Genomic DNA, 14,924 nt, shown 5'->3' with positions numbered 1-14,924 from the left:
CAAGAATTTCTGTGGTGGATAGACTTATTTGATTCCGTACAGCGCCATTTTTTTGCGTAGTGTATTGCGGTTGATACCCAGGTATTCGGCCGCACGTGTCTGGTTTCCTTCGGCGAAAAGCAGCACTTGTTCCAATAGCGGTTGCTCCACACAAGCCATCACCATGTCATAGATCCCTGCGGGTACTTCTCCATCCAGATCGTGGAAATAGTCGTCCATGGCGCGGGTCACACATGCCGCAATGTCATTTTCTTTTTCTTTTCTCACCTTGCTGAATCTCCCTGTGCCTGCCGCATCATGCGGCTAGCGATGTTTCATTGAGGTTGTAATTGTCGAGTTCGATATATTCGAGGCACTGGCCGCGAGCGCGGCAGCGGTCGAAAAACTCGTTCACTGCCGCTTCTTGTTCGGCTACGTTCTGCAGCTGGTTCATGGCATGGCGAAAGGTGGCGGAATCCTGCAGGCCTTTGGTATACCAGGAGATGTGTTTGCGCGCGATACGTACCCCGGCATACTCGCCATAGAAGCCGTAGAGATCGTGCAGATGATCAAGTAGCACGCGGTGGATTTCGTCGACTTCGGGTGCGGGCAAGTGTGTGCCGGTTTGCAGGAAGTGTTCGATCTCGCGGAAAATCCATGGTCGGCCCTGGGCGGCGCGACCAATCATGACTGCATCCGCTCCGGTGTAATCGAGCACGAATTTCGCCTTTTCCGGGGTGGTGATGTCGCCATTCGCAATGACGGGGATACGTGCCACCGCTTTGACTGCAGCGATGGTGTCGTACTCGGCGTTGCCCGTGTAGCCGCATGCACGCGTGCGCCCATGCATCGCCAGTGCCTGGATGCCGCTGTTCTGGGCAATACTCAGCACGCTCAGCGCGTTTTTATGCTGCTTGTCCCAGCCGGTCCGAATCTTGAGCGTTACCGGCACGCCGGGCACAGCGTTAACCACGGCTTCCAGAATTCGCGCAACCAGCGGTTCATCCTGCAGCAGTGCGGAACCGGCCATGACGTTACAAATTTTCTTGGCAGGGCAGCCCATGTTGATATCAATGATTTGCGCGCCGCGATCGACATTATGACGTGCCGCTTCCGCCATCATTGCCGGATCTGCTCCGGCAATCTGTACCGAAATCGGGTCCACTTCGCCATCGTGATTGGCACGGCGTGCCGTTTTAGCCGAACCATACAGCAGCGAGTTGGAAGTCACCATCTCGGATACCGCCATACCCGCGCCCATCTGTTTGCACAGCTGGCGAAAGGGCCGATCGGTCACGCCCGCCATGGGGGCGACAATCAGATTGTTCTTGAGAGTGTGTGAACCGATACGCATGGAAGGGACAGCTAATGAAGAGGAAGAAAAGGCTGCCTATTTTATACGCAATCCGGAGCCGGGGCAAAACTGTCTGATTAGCGTTTTTTTGCCTGCAAATACAGCGGCATCACTTTTTCAGCGTATTGCTGCAAATCCTGCATGCGCGATTCCGGATTGGGGTGCGTACTCAAAAATTCGGGCGGGCGGTTGCCACCCAGCCGGATCATTTTTTGCCATACGGCTATGGCAGCGCGCGGATCATAGCCTGCACGTGCGGCGAGTTCCACGCCCATGCGGTCCGCCTCGGTTTCCTGTCTGCGGCTATGCGGCAAACCGATGCCAAGCTGATAAAGCTGTCCGCCCGCATTCACGATATTCTGGCCTGCCCCGGCCAGTGATGCACCAAGCAAGCCCAATTGCGCCAGCGATTGCTCGGAGGCCTGTTCGCGTGCATGTTCGCGCAGCGCGTGAGCGATTTCGTGGCCCATCACCGCAGCGATCTCGTCATCGGTCAGCTTCAGCTTGTCGAGAATGCCCGTGTATATGGCGATTTTGCCTCCCGGCATGCACCATGCATTGACCTCTGGCGAACGGAAAACATTGACCTGCCAATTCCATTTCGATGCATCAGGCCTGAATACGGTAGTTTGTGGAATCAGGCGATCGGCTATCCGGCGTACGCGCGCAGTCTGCGCAGGATCGGGATTCAGATCACCTTGTTTGGCTTCCTGCCCAACCAGGTTGGTATAGGTCAGCGCTGCCTGCTGTTCAAGTTGCTGGCTGGAAACCAGTGGCGACATGATTTGCTTGCGGTCAATGCCGACCGCACCACTTTGCGTGGTGCTCACTGTCTCGCACGCAGTGGTGAACAAAGCACTTGCAACAATCAGGGCGAGCAGAGTGAAGCGTGATCTAGTCATGGCTCATTTCCTGGTGCGGTTTATTTTGAAACTGTCCAAAATGCTTACTGTAGCTTCTTGAGATAGTCCTTGTTGAAAACCTTGTCGGGCAGGTCACGCAATTTCATGTTGCTATAGTCCAGTACTGACGTGTCGCCGGACTTGAGGGCGTCCTGTATGAGCAAGCGTGCCGGCCGCTGTTTTCCCGCCATGGTTTCGTAATTCTCGTAAAAACTGGTCTTCAGCAGACGGCCGGAGAGCGAATAAAATTCGGCCTTATACGGACGATAGCTGGATTTGTTGACCCATAGCAGGACTTGATGGTAGGTCACGCTGCGATCCACGGCATCCAGTTGCAGGACATAATAATCATCGCCGCCCAGTTTTTCGGTGCGTAATAATTTTGGGGTATAGTCACCGGAGAAGTTGGCTCGCGCCAGATCGCCATTCGCAACCTGACCGGTCAGGCGCTGGGCCAGTCCCAGCCGGATGGGTTGGGAAACGTCGGGCATGAAAATCCAGAGATCACGATCTTTCATCAGCATGATCTGTCCCCGTTCCGACGCGGGTTCAAGTATCATGACGACTGTATTTTCGTTGCCCTTGGAAAGTATCCGGTATTTGCGGTGTTCAGTTGCCGTCCCCGGCGAAGCGCTGGCAATATCGACATCAACCTGAAAGCCTTGGGCCGGAAATCGTATCGCGTCGGATTTTTCCAGAATGCTGCGCGCTAGCGGGCTTTCCGCAGTATTCGGCTCCGCAGCTGTTGCGGCACCCATCAGGGTCTGGGAAAGAAAACAGGTTAAAAAAGCGGCACGAAAAAAACAGGAGGTTATCGACATGGTATTAATCCTTCAAACGATGCTGCCTCGAACGGATGGGATGCAATGAGCCTGGTCCGGGTCGAAGGCGTAACCAAAGAATATTTGCTCGGTGAGCAAAAGGTTATTGCACTTGAAGATATCACACTCTCCATCGAGGAGGGCGTGTTTTTGGCCATAGCAGGACCTTCCGGCAGCGGTAAAACCACGCTGTTGAACATCATTGGCTGTATCGACAATCCTACCCATGGCAAGGTCTTCATTGATGATGTCGAGGTGACAGGCCGGTCGTCCAATCAGCTGGCAGACTTGCGTGCGCGTACCACCGGCTTTATCTTTCAAACCTTTAATCTGTTCCCGGTGCTGACCGCCGCGGAAAATGTGGAATACCCGCTGCTTCAACTGCCCGAAATCAGCCGTGAAGAGCGGCACAAGCGGGTCAGGAAATTTCTGAAGGTGGTCGGGCTTGAGCGCTATGCCGAGCATATGCCCAATCAATTAAGCGGCGGGCAACGGCAGAGAGTTGCGATCGCCCGGGCCTTGGCAATCAATCCCCGTATCGTGCTGGCTGACGAACCCACCGCCAACCTGGACAGCAAAACGGGTGAGAGCATCCTGAATTTGATGAAGGATGTTAACCGGCGCTATGGTACGACGTTTATTTTTTCCACCCATGACCGCCATGTCATGGCAATGGCTGATCGACTCATCCGTGTCGAGGATGGTCACATAACGATGCTGGGTATAAAAACGGATAAAAAATGGAAAGCAGTCAACACGAATAGCGCAGTGGTGAGCGAGGGGGAGAGTTAGTATGGGTTTACATTGGGCAAAAGCGGTAGGGGTGGTTTTGCTGGGCGCACCTGCTCTGGCAAATGCGTCAGGGACGATTGGGGCGAATACGCTCGGGAAGCCGGACGTATTCTTGCTGGCCGCGGCAGGTGCGGATCTACCGGTGTCCAAGGATGCGCTTTTCGATGCCCCTGCCGCGCCGGATAATGCAGATAAACCTGTTTCCAAAAAAGTGCCCGGGGATGCGGCTGAATCAAAGGATTCTTTGTTCGGTATTGATGACGGTTCGGACCAGAAACCCCAATCCGCAACCAGGACTGGCGGGGTTGTGCCAGACAGCAAGGCTGCGCTGTTCGATGACGCGGCTTTGGCATCACCCGGCAAAGATCAGGCACCATCGCGCTGGCACGGGTTTGCACAAACCGAGTTTGCCTATACTTATCCGCACCCGGCGCATTGGTCAAAACAAATGGGGCGCTTTGAGCTGGGTACAGAGGGTAATCTGGGCTCCGGAATCCATTGGAAGGTAAGTGGCCGCCTCGATTACAACGCGGTTTACGATCTTACCAATTACTATCAGGATGCAGTCCGTGATGACCAGCGCTTCGGGTTGCAGTTTCGCGAAACCTATCTGGACTTCAGCGGTGGTGGACTGGACTGGCGCGTAGGTCGGCAACAGATTGTTTGGGGCGAAATGGTCGGCGTATTCGTTGCCGACGTTGTTTCTGCCAAGGATCTGCGCGAATTCATCCTGCCGGACTTTCGGGTGCAGCGTATCCCGCAATGGGCTGCGCGTGCGGAATATTTCAAGGACGATTTTCATGCCGAGCTAATCTGGATCCCGGTTCCCGGTTACGACAAGATCGGCAAGCCGAAAGATTTCAGCCAGCCTGGTGCCGGGTCGGATTTCTATCCCTATCCGGTTACGCCTGCGGGTTATCCGGTGGTATTCAGGGACGAGGTGTTGCCAGGAAATCGTTTGAGTAATACCAATTACGGCCTGCGCCTTACTCAGCTAAGTCATGGCTGGGATATGTCCGGATTTGTGTACAGCAGCATGGACAGCCAGCAGACGTTTTATCGTCAATTGGTGATTGCACCCGCACCGCCGCATTTTATCTATACGCCGCGTCATGACCGCATCTGGCAGACCGGTGGAACCCTATCCAAGGATCTGGGCTCCTTCGTGTTGAAAGCGGAAGCTGTGTATACCAATGGGCGCAGTTACAATACGCTAAATCCTACTGATATCAACGGTTTGGTGAAACAGAATACTCTCGACTGGATCGTCGGGATGGATTTCAACCCGACTGCCAAGACCAGAATCAATACGCAGTTCTTTCAGCGTGTTTATTTCAATCATGATCCGAATATTATCCCCGACCGGATCGAGAACGATGTTTCCCTGCTGGTAAACCATAAGATCGCCCACAACTGGGAAGTGGAAGCGCTGGCAGTGCATAGTCTCAATCGGAGCGACTGGATGTTCCGGCCCAAGGCGACCTGGAAATTCGAGCGTAACTGGCGTCTGGCATTCGGGCTGGATACATTCGGAGGGCCGTCCACCGGATTTTTCGGTCAGTACAGCAAGCAGGATCGTGTCTACACAGAGCTGCACCGCGATTTCTAGTCACGAAAATTGCAGCGCAATATCGTTTTACACGTTCTGCCGTAATGCATCGACTACCGGTATGCGACGCACTCGTGCGGCTGGCAAAAACGCAGCCAGGAAGGTAGCAATCAATCCCACGGCGAAAGCACTGGCGACAACCGACGGCACGACGCGGATGTGAGCGGTATAGCTCAGATCCGCGTTGGGCGGTGGTGGCATGGGGATGCCGATGGCCGAGATGATCAACGCCAGGATGATGCCCAGAACCACGCCGAGGGTCGCGCCGGTCAAACCGATGATGGTGTTCTCCGTGATGATCAAGGTGAAGACCCTGCTACTACGATTGCCCAAGGCCATCATGGTGCCGAATTCACCCACGCGCTCGTAGATGCTCATATTCACGCTATTGATGACGCTCAATAACACCATTAACAGGATGATGAAGCGCAGCACACCGAACTGTACGTCATACATCTTCACGGTTTTTGCGTAAAAATCATTTAACTGCAGCCAGGTCTTCACTTCCAGACCGGCACCGGCAAATTTGCTGGTCAACGCCGAAGTGACGGATGCCGTATCCCGGGTGTGCTTTAATGACACTACCAGCGTATTGACACCATGCGTGGCGAGCAAATTCTGGGCGGAAGTCAAAGGGATGCGCACCGCACGGGCATCATAATCCTTGGAGAAAGTCTGGAAAACGCCGATTACCTGGAGGTCGAGGCTATTTAAAGCGCCATCAGCAGTATTCATCACCAGCGTTGCCCAGTCTCCCGGTTTGAGTTTGAGGGCGTGGGCCAAACCGTAACCGACCATCATGCCATTCTTGTCTTTGTCATCGAGTCGGCGCCCGGCCGTGATTACCATCCCGCTGCCCAGCCTGGCTTCACGAGAGGCTTCCACACCCTCGCCAACAATGGGCAGATCGGAACGGCCATTATTGAGTAAACCGGCAAAGTAGACTCTGCCCATGACATCATCCACTTCAGGCATCGCGGCGATATATTTGCGGATTGGCTCAGATTTGGCGATTAAATATTTTTCCGGGCTGCGTGCACCGTGTTCGAAGTAGCCGGTGCGCGAAAGCTGTATGTGACCGGATTGGGAATGAATCAGCGCTTCGCCCAACTGGGTGAAAATGTCGTGGACGAAGCCACCGCTCAAAATAAGGCCGACCACACCAGCGATGATCGCCAACAGGGTCATGCCGGTTCGAGCCTTGTGGCGCAGCACATTACGCAGGGCGAGTTTCCACATGCCTATGCTCCTCAGCGGTTGTGGCGTAACGCATCGACAATAACCAGCCGTGATGCGCGCCAGGCTGGATAAATGCTTGCGATGATGGTCGTAATTAAAGCCAGCAACAGGGCTTGTTGAATGATGCTTGGTGTGATCATGATCGCTGCGATGAACCCGCGTGACATACCCGGCGAGGGCGGCATCGGAATGCCGATTGCCGAGATAATGCGGGCTGCCAGATAACCGAGCAGCACGCCGCTTGCGCCTCCCATTGCACCCAGTACAGATCCCTCCATCAGGAACAGGCCGAGAATACGCTGGCGCCGGACTCCCAAAGCCATTGCCGTACCGATCTCCACAGTACGTTCCAATACGCTCATGGTCATGGTGTTGCTGATGCTGAGTATGATGATTAGCGCAATGATGGATTTGACGATATTCATCTGGCTGGAAAACAGTGCGACTGTCTTGTTATAGAAATCTGCCAGTTTCGTCCATGGCACGATTTCATAATCTTTTAATGCAGGTGCGGCTTTTAGCTTTTTCACAACTTCATTTGTCATGTCCGTGTGCCGCAGAGACACAACCCATACATGCGAGCCCTTGGTTCGAAGCAGGGTGCGTGCCATACCGATTGGTACGCGCAACATGGTGTCGTCGTACGCCTTCATGGAGGTGGACGCCAAACCCCGTACATGCCCTTCAACGGCATTGATTCCACCCGATGGCGTATTGGTGAGCAAGACGATGGTGTCGCCGGTTTTGACACCCAGATTGGCCGCCAGCCCGGCGCCCATCAGGATGCCTTTCGGGTCATTGGCATTGAGTCCATGGCCATCAAGAATATCCAGATTGCGCGCGGATGGATCCTTGGCAGGATCAATGCCCTCGCCAATGAAAGAGATGGTATTTTCACCATGACTGACCAAACCGTTAAAAGCCAGACGCGGTGTCACCGACTTTACGCCCGGGGTATGTTCGAGAACATCTAATGCGGGGGATTTTTCCGGAAGCAGGTAGGCCAATGGGTTTGCCTGGCCATTTTCATGATAACCAGGTTTGGTCACTTGAATGTGACCGAGTTGATTAACTGTCACCAACTCGCGATTAGCCCAGAAAATCCATTCAATGTAGCCCGAAGAAAGCATCATCGCGATGACGCCAAAACCAATGGCGACAATGGCGATGAAACTACGTCTGCGCTGACGCAAAATATTGCGCAGCGCAAGCCGGAAATCGATAGCTAGAGTATTGGCGATCGACAAGGTGTTAAATTAAATGGGAGGCCGCAAAAAGGTTTGCTGGTTAAGCATACTCGACATCATTTGCATCATCAAACCCTTGCGGCACTATGGTGTGTTCTTGGGGATCAATGTGCGGCTTCCCAGTTTAATCCAACACCCAGTCCAATTTTAATCGGCACTGCCAGCTTGGTCACGTCGCACATCAACCCGGGTAACGCACCGCATACGCGTTCCAGCTCAACCTCCGGCACTTCGAGTACCAGTTCGTCGTGCACCTGCATGATCAGGCGGCTGTGCAGGTGCTCGCGTTCCAGCCAGCCCTGCACGGCGATCATGGCGAGCTTGATGAGATCGGCGGCGGTGCCCTGCATGGGGGCATTGATGGCGGCGCGTTCGGCACCGTCGCGGCGCTGTTTGTTGGCACTGCGGATTTCCGGCAGCCACAGGCGTCGCCCGAATACGGTTTCTACATAACCCTGCTCGCGTGCCTGATCCCGGGTGCGGCGCATGTATTCGGCGACACCGGGATAACGCGCGAAGTAGCGGTCGATATAGGATTGTGCGGCGCTGCGATCGATGCCCAGCTGGCTGGCCAGTCCGAAAGCGGACATGCCGTAGATCAGCCCGAAGTTGATGGTCTTGGCGACGCGGCGCTGTTCCGGGCCAATCTCCTGCTGGGGCATACCGAAGATTTCGGCGGCGGTGGCGCTGTGGATGTCGGCGTCCTCGGCGAAGGCCTTGAGCAGGCTGGCATCATTGGAGAGGTGCGCCATGATGCGCAGTTCGATCTGCGAGTAGTCAGCGGAAACGATGTGGCTGCCCGGCGGCGCAATGAAGGCCTCGCGGATGCGCCGGCCTTCGGCGGTTTTGACCGGAATGTTCTGCAGGTTGGGGTCGGAGCTGGACAGCCGTCCGGTGACCGCCACCGCCTGCGAATAACTGGTATGCACGCGCCCGGTGGCGGGGTTGACCATGCGCGGTAGTTTGTCGGTATAGGTGGATTTGAGCTTGGCCAGTCCACGGTATTCCAGCAACAGCTTGGGCAATGGGTAATCCAGGGCGAGCTGGGTGAGCACGTCCTCGTCGGTGGAAGGCACGCCGCCGGGGGTTTTCTTGATTATCGGCAAGCCAAGTTGAGTGAACAGGATTTCCTGAATCTGCTTGGGCGAGTTGAGGTTGAACGGCTGGCCGGCGGCCGTGTGCGCCTGCTGCTCCAGTGCCAGCATTTTTTGTCCGAGTTCGCGGCTTTGCGCGTCGAGTAATTTAACATCGAGCAGTACGCCGTTGCGCTCGATTTGCCAGAGTATCGATAACACGGGTATTTCCAGCTGGCGGTATACATAATCCAGCCTGGCGTCAGCGGCGATGCGCGGGTACATGGATTGATGGAGCTGGAGTGTGACGTCGGCATCCTCGGCAGCGTATTCGGCGGCACGCGCCACGTCCACCTGCTCGAAACCGATTTGCCCGGCGCCCTTGCCGGCGACTTCGGCATAGGTGATGGTGGTTACCCCCAGGTGGCGCAAGGCAAGACTATCCATGTTGCGCGACTGGTGTGATTCCACCACGTAGGACTGCAGCAGGGTGTCGTGCGCCACCCCGGCCAATTGAATACCGTGGTTGGCGAGTACGTGCATGTCGTATTTGAGATTCTGGCCCAGTTTGGCGCGGGTGGCATCTTCCAGCCAGGGCTTGAGCTGCGCCAGCACGCTATCACGGTTGAGCTGTTGAGGCGCATCCGGCCCAACGTGCGCCAGCGGCAGGTAGGCTGCAGAGTGCGGCTCGATGGCGAATGACAACCCCACAATGCGCGCCTGGAGTGGGTCGAGGCTGGTGGTTTCGGTATCCACGCATACCAGCGGGGCGGCCATCAGCCTGGTCAGCCAGGTATCAAGCTGCGCCTGGGTGAGCAGGGTGTCATAATGGCGCTGCACGGGTGCTGCGGGTTGTGCATCGTCGGCAAACATATCCGCCGTGACCGGATTGATTGCAGGGCCTGGTGTGCCATTGTCGAGATCGCGCAACCAGCTCTTGAATTCATAGCGGGTATAGAGTGCGCTGAGTGCGGCCTTGTCCGGTGCATCCATGACCAGCGCATGTACACCCACGGGCAAAGTGACATCGGTGCGGATAGTGATCAGTTTGCGGCCGGTGGGTAGCCAGTCGAGCGCACGGCGCAGATTGTCGCCCACCGCACCTTTCATCTGCCCGGCCTGAGTGATGAGGTTGTCCAGCGTACCGTATTCAGTGAGCCACTTCACTGCGGTTTTTGGGCCGACCTTATCCACCCCCGGCACATTGTCCACCGCATCACCTACCAGCGTCAGGTAGTCCACTATACGCGAGGGTGGAATACCAAATTTGGCCAGCACCGCAGCTTCATCCAGCGTTTCGCTGGTCATGGTATTGACCAGAGTGACATGGTCATTGACCAGTTGCGCCATGTCCTTGTCGCCGGTGGAAACGATGCTGTGCATGCCTTCTGCTTCGGCCATTTTGACCAGTGTGCCGATCACATCGTCGGCCTCTACGCCGTCTATCATCAATAGCGGCCAGCCCATGGCGCGGATGGCGTTGTGCAGCGGTTCGATCTGGCGCGCCAGATCGTCTGGCATGGATGGCCGGTGCGCTTTATACTCGGGGTACCAGTCGTCGCGGAAGGTTTTGCCTTTGGCGTCGAATACACAAGCGCTATAATCGGCGGCGATATCCTTTTTCAGCCGGCGCAGCATGTTGAGCACGCCGTAAATGGCGCTGGTGGGCTCACCAGCGCTGTTGCGCATATCCGGCAGCGCGTGAAATGCCCGATACAGATACGACGATCCATCCACCAACAGCAGCTTTTTTGTCACCACGATACCTCAAAATGCTTAAAGAAAAATTGCCTCTGCCCGCCGATCCTGAACTGGCCGCCCATGCAGGTTACAACGCGCGTGAATCCTGGCGCATGTTCGAGATTATGTCAGAGTTTGTATCGGCTACCGAACGTCTGGGTGAGATACGTCCTGCAGTGAGCATGTTCGGCAGCGCCCGCACACCTGCCGATCACCCTTACTATGGGCTCACCGAGCGCATTGCACGGCAACTGTCGGATGCGGGTTTTTCAGTCATCTCCGGCGGTGGCCCCGGCATTATGGAAGCTGCCAACAAAGGCGCTTATTTCGGCAAATCACCGAGCGTGGGTTTGAACATTCAGCTTCCGCATGAGCAGCATGACAACCCTTATCAGGATATCTCGCAGAGCTTCACGCATTTTTTCGCGCGCAAGGTAATGTTCGTCAAATTTGCTTCGGCCTATGTCGTGATGCCGGGTGGTTTTGGAACCATGGACGAGCTGATGGAAGCGCTGACTTTGGTACAAACCGGCAAAACCCGCAAAATACCGATTATTCTGGTGCGCAAGCCATTCTGGAACGGATTGCTGGACTGGTTTAAATCCACGCTGGTGGATGAGGGCATGATTAACGCGGAAGACATGGATTTAATCAAGGTGATTGATCAGCCCGAGGATGTGGTATGTGCCATTTTTGACCATTACGAAAAGCGCGGTTTCGAGCCTTCGGCCAGGGAACGTGAAATTCAGCTTTATTTGTAGGGCAGTGTTGCAGGCTCTGCTAAAATCAAAACAATCCCATAAACATAAAAGGACGCCATCATGCGCCGTCTCATCGCAGCTCTTCTGGTTATTTTGCCCATCGCCGCTTCGGCAGCAAATCGCCCCGGTAACCTGCAACCAGTCCCGGATGCACCCCCCCCTCCGCCCCCACAAGGATTGACTGGAGATGATGCCACGCCCCAGATAACCATCAAAAAGCAGGGGCAGGAAACGCGCGAAGAATATCGCGTGCATGGCAAACTCTACATGATCAAGGTCACGCCAGCCGTGGGCAAACCTTATTACCTGGTTGATCAGTTGGGTGATGGTACGTTTGCGCGCAAGGAGGGGCTGGATTCAAATATCCATCCGCCGATGTGGGTAATACACCAGTGGTAATCTCGGCGTTTTAATTTTGGGTCGCCATTGTGCGGCTTCTTTGTAGCCATGTCCGTATTCACTACCGTTACTCCCGACGAAGCCAGTCATTGGCTCGGCCAGTACGCCATAGGCACGCTGGTCGAACTCAATGGTATTTCTTCGGGGATTGAAAATACCAATTATTTCCTGACCACGACGCACGGGCGTTATGTGCTGACGCTGTTCGAAAAGTTGACCCATGACGAGTTGCCGTATTTTCTCAATCTCATGGATCATCTGGCACGGCATGGCGTGCCTTGCCCGCAACCGGTGGCAACCATTGCGGATAGCCTGCTGACCAGCCTGAATGGCAAACCGGCCAGTATCGTCTCGTGCCTGTCGGGCCGGTCATTGGAAATCGCTGGAATGGGTCACTGTGCCCAGGTAGGCGAAACATTGGCTGATATCCATTTGGCGGGAAAAACCTTTTCTGCACAGCGCATCAATCCGCGTGGAGCGGCTTGGTGGAAAGTAACTGCCCAGCAAGTCGCCCCCTTTCTTGATGCGGAAGCGGCGCAACTATTGAACGATGAAGTGCGTTTCCAGACGCTGCACCGTTTGCAGGATTTACCGCGCGGCGTTGTTCACGCCGACCTGTTTCGCGATAACGTATTGTTTGACGGTGAACGGCTGGGCGGAGTGATCGACTTTTATTTTGCCTGCCATGATGTCTGGCTCTACGATATTGCGATTGCGGTCAACGACTGGTGCGTGAGTGAGGAAGGCGGGCTGGATGAGGAACGCATGCTGGCTTTGCTGAGCGCGTATCATGCGGTGCGCCCATTTATGTCGATAGAGCGTGGCGCCTGGCCGGTGATGCTGCGTGCTGCGGCGCTGCGTTTCTGGGTGTCGCGAATGTATGACCTTTACTTTCCGCGCGCGGGTGAACTTACCCATGCCAAAGATCCATTGCATTTTGAACGCATTTTGCGTCAACGTGTTGCTGCGCAGTCGCAATTACAACGTATCTGGGTTTGATTCCAGGTTAATTTCAGGTAAACACCATGCAAGCAATTCCGGAATTTCGTCGCGTACCTGCCAGACACGGCTGGTTGTGGATCAAACAGGCATTTGGCCTGTTCAAACAGAATCCGCTGATCTGGATTGTATTGTCGGTCAGCATTTTTTTGCTGGCAGGGCTGTTAGGGATTATTCCGCGTATCGGCAGCGTGGTGTTTCAGTTGATCTCACCCGTCTTTACCGCAGGCCTGATGATCGGATGCAAGGCGATAGAAGCGGGCGAAGAGCTGGAAATAGCGCACTTGTTTGCCGGTTTTAAATTCCATGGTGCGCAATTGGTGACGGTGGGCGGCATTTACCTGGTGGGCCTGATCCTGATCGCGGGCGTCATGACAGCGCTCGGCGGTGGCGCATTGGTCACCATGATGCTGCAAGGACACCCTGATGCCGGCAATATGGCCACGCCGGCAATGCCCGGCAGCGGGGCAGGTCTGGCAGTATTGGTGGCGCTGGCATTATTGATGCCATTGTTGATGGCATATTGGTTTGCTCCCACATTGGTCGTGTTTCGCAACATGGGTGCGGTGGCGGCAATGAAGCTTAGCATGCGTGCAGCATGGGCAAATATGGTGCCTTTTCTGGTCTACGGTATCATCATGTTTGTTTTGTTCGTGATTGCTGCAATGCCCTTGATGCTTGGCTTCCTGATCATGCTGCCACTGGCATTCATTACTTATTACACTACCTATAAGGATGTATTTGACGCAACCTGATGGCCGTATTCCCGCCCAAAACAAAAAAAGCCCCTCGCCGATGGCGAGGGGCTTTTTTTCTATCGGTTGCCAATGCGCAGAGGGGCTGGCAAGTGACAGGTTCTGCGATCAGAGCGTGCCGTATGAATGCAAACCTGACAGGAACATGTTTACCCCAAGAAAGGCAAACATGGTGACGAACAGGCCAACCACGGCCCACCAGGCCAGCATCGGACCACGCAACCCCTTCACCAGACGGATATGCAGCCAGGCTGCGTAGTTGAGCCAGACAATCAGCGCCCAGGTCTCCTTGGGATCCCATGACCAGTATCCACCCCAGGCTTCTGCTGCCCAAAGCGAGCCGAGTATGGTGGCGACTGTGAAGAATCCAAAGCCCACGGCGATGGATTTGTACATCAGGTCATCCATCACTTCCAGTTTGGGTAAGCGTGAGGCAAAAATGCCTTTGGAGGCAAGCAGGTACGCTATGCCAACCATGGCGGCAAGCGAAAATGAGCCGTAGCCGATGAAGTTCGCGGGAACATGGATTTTCATCCAGTAGGATTGCAGCGCCGGAACCAGCGGCTGGATTTCCTGGGCCTGACGATCAAATGCGTACCATAGCAGGAATGCGACCGCAGCGCTGATCACGGGCATCACAAAAGCGCCCATCTGGCGATTATTGTAGAGACGTTCGTAATGCAGATACAGTAGCGAGGTAATGATGGAAAACAGGATAAAAACTTCATACAGGTTGGAAATAGGTATGTGACCCACATCCGGGCTGATCAGATAGGACTCATACCAGCGCACCATCATGCCGATCAGTCCCATCAGGATGGCGGCCCAGGTCAATCCGCTGCCTACCTTGGCAGCGAATTCGGAGCGTGTAGCCAGGCTGATCCAGTAACTCAGCGTTGCCATCACGAACAGTGCGCTCATCCACATGATGGCGGACTGGCTGGCAAACAGATATTTCAGGAAAAATGCCTGATTGCCGCGTGCCAGGTCGCCGTGATAACTGGATATGGCAAACAGGCTTAATACCGCGACACCAATCATCAGCAGACGAATGGGTTTCCAGTTCCAGCCGAGTACGGAAAACACGCCGACGGCAGCCAGCAGAATGCTTTTGTCGTAAATGTTCATGTAGCTGCTATACAGATTCAAAGCGTATCCGGCGCCACTCAGCAAAAAGACGGCGAACAGCCAGTCGAATAGCGACAGACGCTTGAAAAACGGTTCCGGTGGAGCGGTTTGGGTCAGTTCCATGGC

Annotated in this window: 14 protein-coding genes; 6 read left to right on the top strand and 8 right to left on the bottom strand. The window is 54.9% G+C overall.

Features of this window, described 5'->3' with window-relative positions; translation table 11 throughout:
• Positions 1-24: 24 nt before the first annotated feature.
• The 4 genes from ACYCZJ_RS07125 to ACYCZJ_RS07110 form a co-directional block, all read right to left on the bottom strand.
• Positions 25-219 (bottom strand): helix-turn-helix domain-containing protein, encoded by a 195-nt coding sequence (locus tag ACYCZJ_RS07125; RefSeq protein WP_461553592.1) that lies wholly within the window; start codon positions 217-219, stop codon positions 25-27.
• 76 nt (positions 220-295) lie between these two features.
• Entirely contained in the window at positions 296-1,333 is a 1,038-nt protein-coding gene (gene dusB, locus ACYCZJ_RS07120; RefSeq protein WP_461553532.1) for a tRNA dihydrouridine synthase DusB, read from the bottom strand.
• Positions 1,334-1,410: 77 nt separating this feature from the next.
• Positions 1,411-2,235 (bottom strand): M48 family metallopeptidase, encoded by an 825-nt coding sequence (locus ACYCZJ_RS07115; protein ID WP_461553531.1) that lies wholly within the window; start codon positions 2,233-2,235, stop codon positions 1,411-1,413.
• 44 nt (positions 2,236-2,279) lie between these two features.
• Positions 2,280-2,993 (bottom strand): outer membrane lipoprotein-sorting protein, encoded by a 714-nt coding sequence (locus tag ACYCZJ_RS07110; protein WP_461553591.1) that lies wholly within the window; start codon positions 2,991-2,993, stop codon positions 2,280-2,282.
• Positions 2,994-3,101: 108 nt separating this feature from the next.
• On the opposite strand from ACYCZJ_RS07110, the gene ACYCZJ_RS07105 reads away from it, so the two are divergent.
• Positions 3,102-3,848, top strand: a complete 747-nt coding sequence (locus tag ACYCZJ_RS07105) for an ABC transporter ATP-binding protein (protein WP_461553530.1) — start codon at positions 3,102-3,104, stop codon at positions 3,846-3,848.
• Position 3,849: 1 nt separating this feature from the next.
• Positions 3,850-5,457: a DUF1302 family protein gene (locus ACYCZJ_RS07100; RefSeq protein ID WP_461553529.1), complete on the top strand. Its 1,608-nt coding sequence runs from the start codon at positions 3,850-3,852 to the stop codon at positions 5,455-5,457.
• A gap of 27 nt (positions 5,458-5,484) precedes the next feature.
• On the opposite strand, the gene ACYCZJ_RS07095 is transcribed toward ACYCZJ_RS07100, so the two are convergent.
• The 3 genes from ACYCZJ_RS07095 to polA form a co-directional block, all read right to left on the bottom strand.
• Positions 5,485-6,696: an ABC transporter permease gene (locus ACYCZJ_RS07095; RefSeq protein ID WP_461553528.1), complete on the bottom strand. Its 1,212-nt coding sequence runs from the start codon at positions 6,694-6,696 to the stop codon at positions 5,485-5,487.
• An 11-nt stretch (positions 6,697-6,707) separates the two neighbouring features.
• Positions 6,708-7,943, bottom strand: a complete 1,236-nt coding sequence (locus tag ACYCZJ_RS07090; protein ID WP_461553527.1) for an ABC transporter permease — start codon at positions 7,941-7,943, stop codon at positions 6,708-6,710.
• A 104-nt stretch (positions 7,944-8,047) separates the two neighbouring features.
• Positions 8,048-10,777 carry a DNA polymerase I gene (gene polA / locus ACYCZJ_RS07085; RefSeq protein ID WP_461553526.1) on the bottom strand — a complete coding sequence of 910 codons (2,730 nt, stop codon included), beginning with the start codon at positions 10,775-10,777 and terminating at the stop codon, positions 8,048-8,050.
• An 11-nt stretch (positions 10,778-10,788) separates the two neighbouring features.
• Here polA and ACYCZJ_RS07080 point away from each other — a divergent pair, with 11 nt between their 5' ends.
• Genes ACYCZJ_RS07080 through ACYCZJ_RS07065 form a run of 4 tightly spaced genes read left to right on the top strand, consistent with a single transcriptional unit; the run spans position 10,789 to position 13,670 of the window.
• On the top strand, positions 10,789-11,517 hold the full coding sequence (locus ACYCZJ_RS07080) for an LOG family protein (RefSeq protein WP_461553525.1): 729 nt from the start codon (positions 10,789-10,791) through the stop codon (positions 11,515-11,517).
• A gap of 60 nt (positions 11,518-11,577) precedes the next feature.
• Positions 11,578-11,916 carry a DUF2782 domain-containing protein gene (locus ACYCZJ_RS07075; protein WP_461553524.1) on the top strand — a complete coding sequence of 113 codons (339 nt, stop codon included), beginning with the start codon at positions 11,578-11,580 and terminating at the stop codon, positions 11,914-11,916.
• Between the two features lie 48 nt (positions 11,917-11,964).
• Complete coding sequence (locus ACYCZJ_RS07070) at positions 11,965-12,915, top strand: homoserine kinase (RefSeq protein WP_461553523.1); 951 nt, start codon at positions 11,965-11,967, stop codon at positions 12,913-12,915.
• A gap of 26 nt (positions 12,916-12,941) precedes the next feature.
• Positions 12,942-13,670 carry a BPSS1780 family membrane protein gene (locus ACYCZJ_RS07065; RefSeq protein WP_461553522.1) on the top strand — a complete coding sequence of 243 codons (729 nt, stop codon included), beginning with the start codon at positions 12,942-12,944 and terminating at the stop codon, positions 13,668-13,670.
• A 108-nt stretch (positions 13,671-13,778) separates the two neighbouring features.
• Here ACYCZJ_RS07065 and ccsB read toward each other — a convergent pair whose 3' ends face one another.
• Positions 13,779-14,921: a c-type cytochrome biogenesis protein CcsB gene (ccsB, locus tag ACYCZJ_RS07060; protein WP_461553521.1), complete on the bottom strand. Its 1,143-nt coding sequence runs from the start codon at positions 14,919-14,921 to the stop codon at positions 13,779-13,781.
• Positions 14,922-14,924 lie beyond the last annotated feature (3 nt).

It is taken from the genome of Sulfuriferula sp. (genome assembly GCF_054605375.1).
The sequence above is the reverse complement of the archived record's forward strand: the minus strand, read 5'-3'. Positions and strand labels throughout refer to the sequence as shown.